The following is a 3,224-nucleotide window of genomic DNA, read 5'->3' on the forward strand; positions in this document are numbered from 1 at the left end:
TATGTCTCATGAACTGGTCTAGGCATATGCATTGCATATGTCTTTGATGCATACGATGTATGTATTGTTGATTGTACATCTGGCAACCGATGTACAAGCCAAGTTAAATCAAGCTTTATTTTTGTTGGTTTAGTCAGCTGTTTTCTTTGGAAAACGGTCGGGACGTTTTTAGCGAAACGGCCTTTATGATTATAGCTAATGAGAGTGATCAAGTGTCTTAAGAGCATTTGGTGGATGCCTTGGCGACTAGAGGCGATGAAAGACGTGATACGCTGCGATAAGCGTCGGGGAGCTGCGAATAAGCTTTGATCCGGCGATTTCTGAATGGGGCAACCCACACCGTAAGGTGTACCCGCAAGGGGGCAAACCCGGGGAACTGAAACATCTAAGTACCCGGAGGAAAGGACATCAACCGAGACTCCGCTAGTAGTGGCGAGCGAACGCGGATCAGGCCAGTGGCTATAGATTAAGAACCGGAACAAGCTGGGAAGCTTGACCTTAGTGGGTGATAGTCCCGTACGGGTAGAAAGATTTATAGTCCTCGAGTAGGGCGGAACACGTGAAATTCTGTCTGAACATGGGGGGACCACCCTCCAAGCCTAAGTACTCCTAGTCGACCGATAGCGCACCAGTACCGTGAGGGAAAGGTGAAAAGTACCCCGACGAGGGGAGTGAAATAGTACCTGAAACCGAATGCTTACAAACAGTTGGAGCCCAAGATTTGTTCTGGGTAACAGCGTACCTTTTGTATAATGGGTCAGCGACTTAATTTAACGAGCAAGCTTAAGCCGATAGGTGTAGGCGTAGCGAAAGCGAGTCTGAATAGGGCGTCTTAGTTCGTTGGATTAGACCCGAAACCGAGTGATCTAGCCATGAGCAGGTTGAAGGTGCAGTAACATGCACTGGAGGACCGAACCCACGAATGTTGAAAAATTCGGGGATGACTTGTGGCTAGGGGTGAAAGGCCAATCAAACTCGGAAATAGCTGGTTCTCCGCGAAATCTATTTAGGTAGAGCGTCCTGTGAATACTCCTGGGGGTAGAGCACTGGATGGGCTATGGGGGCTCACCGCCTTACTGATCCTAACCAAACTCCGAATACCAGGAAGTACTGCAGGGCAGACACACAGTGGGTGCTAACGTCCATTGTGGAGAGGGAAACAACCCTGACCGCCAGTTAAGGTCCCTAAGTTATGGCTAAGTGGGAAAGGATGTAGAGATCCCAAAACAACCAGGATGTTGGCTTAGAAGCAGCCATCATTTAAAGAAAGCGTAACAGCTCACTGGTCTAAATAAGGGTCTCCGCGCCGAAAATGTACCGGGGCTAAAGCCATACACCGAAACTGCGGGCTTGTCTTTGACAAGCGGTAGCGGAGCGTTCTGTAAGCTGATGAAGGTGGACCCGTGAGGGCTGCTGGAAGTATCAGAAGTGCGAATGCTGACATGAGTAACGATAAAGAGGGTGAGAGACCCTCTCGCCGAAAGTCCAAGGGTTCCTGCGCAACGCTAATCGGCGCAGGGTTAGCCGGCCCCTAAGGCGAGGCCGAAAGGCGTAGTCGATGGGAACGGGGTTAATATTCCCCGGCCAGTGGGTAGTGACGGATGCCGTGTATCGTATCTCCTTATTGGATTGGAGATGCGGTGAAGGTGTTCCTGGAAATAGCTCCCACGCTAAGACCGTACCCGAAACCGACACAGGTGGACAGGTAGAGTATACCAAGGCGCTTGAGAGAACTGTGCTGAAGGAACTCGGCAAATTGCTCCCGTAAGTTCGCGAGAAGGGAGCCCAATACGAAGGCAACTTTGTATTGGGGGCACAGAATAGGGGGTTGCGACTGTTTATCAAAAACACAGGGCTCTGCGAAGCCGCAAGGCGACGTATAGGGTCTGACGCCTGCCCGGTGCTGGAAGGTTAAGAGGAGCTGTGCAAGCAGCGAATTGAAGCCCCAGTAAACGGCGGCCGTAACTATAACGGTCCTAAGGTAGCGAAATTCCTTGTCGGGTAAGTTCCGACCTGCACGAATGGCGTAACGACTTCCCCGCTGTCTCCAGCACAGACTCAGTGAAATTGAATTCCCCGTGAAGATGCGGGGTTCCTGCGGTCAGACGGAAAGACCCCGTGCACCTTTACTACAGCTTCACACTGGTATTCGTGATGACATGTGTAGGATAGGTGGTAGACGTTGAAACCTAGGCGCCAGCTTAGGTGGAGTCATCCTTGAAATACCACCCTTGTCCTCATGGATATCTAACCGCGATACTACAATATCCGGGACCGTGTGTGGCGGGTAGTTTGACTGGGGCGGTCGCCTCCCAAATGGTAACGGAGGCGCGCGAAGGTAGGCTCAGAGCGGTCGGAAATCGCTCGTTGAGTGCAATGGCATAAGCCTGCCTGACTGCGAGACTGACAAGTCGAGCAGAGACGAAAGTCGGTCATAGTGATCCGGTGGTCCCTCGTGGAAGGGCCATCGCTCAACGGATAAAAGGTACGCCGGGGATAACAGGCTGATGATGCCCAAGAGTCCATATCGACGGCATTGTTTGGCACCTCGATGTCGGCTCATCACATCCTGGGGCTGGAGCAGGTCCCAAGGGTTTGGCTGTTCGCCAATTAAAGTGGTACGTGAGCTGGGTTCAGAACGTCGCGAGACAGTTCGGTCCCTATCTGCCGTGGGTGTAGGAAATTTGAGAGGATCTGTCCCTAGTACGAGAGGACCGGGATGGACGAACCTCTGGTGGACCTGTTGTGGCGCCAGCCGCATTGCAGGGTAGCTATGTTCGGAATGGATAACCGCTGAAGGCATCTAAGCGGGAAACCAACCTCAAAACTAGATATCCCTTGAGAGCCGTGGAAGACCACCACGTTGATAGGAGGCATGTGGAAGAGGGGTAACTCTCGAAGCTGAGCCTTACTAATAGCTCGATTGATCTTGATCACTCCCATTAAGCTATAATCATAGATATGAGATAGCCAACAAATCAAAGCTAAAACTTGGATAACAACATTGGCGCCTTAAAAAGCGCCATCGCAGACCAGTTCAAAAGTCAGTGTGACTTATTCCTGCCCGGTGGCTATGGCGGGGCGCCCCCACCCGATCCCATCCCGAACTCGGAAGTGAAACGCCCCTGCGCCAATGGTACTTCGTCTTAAGACGCGGGAGAGTAGGGCGCCGCCGGGCATGAATAATCCACACCGACAAATCTCTACAAAATAAAACAGAACAA

At 51.7% G+C, this 3,224-nt stretch carries 2 rRNA genes; both read left to right on the forward strand.

The window, feature by feature from the left end:
• Positions 1-206 precede the first annotated feature (206 nt).
• Positions 207-2,937: ribosomal RNA gene (locus PsAD13_RS25305) — 23S ribosomal RNA — on the forward strand.
• A gap of 126 nt (positions 2,938-3,063) precedes the next feature.
• Positions 3,064-3,178: ribosomal RNA gene (gene rrf / locus PsAD13_RS25310) — 5S ribosomal RNA — on the forward strand.
• The last annotated feature ends 46 nt before the right edge of the window (positions 3,179-3,224 follow it).

The organism is Pseudovibrio sp. Ad13 (assembly GCF_001623225.1).
Lineage (GTDB): Bacteria > Pseudomonadota > Alphaproteobacteria > Rhizobiales > Stappiaceae > Pseudovibrio.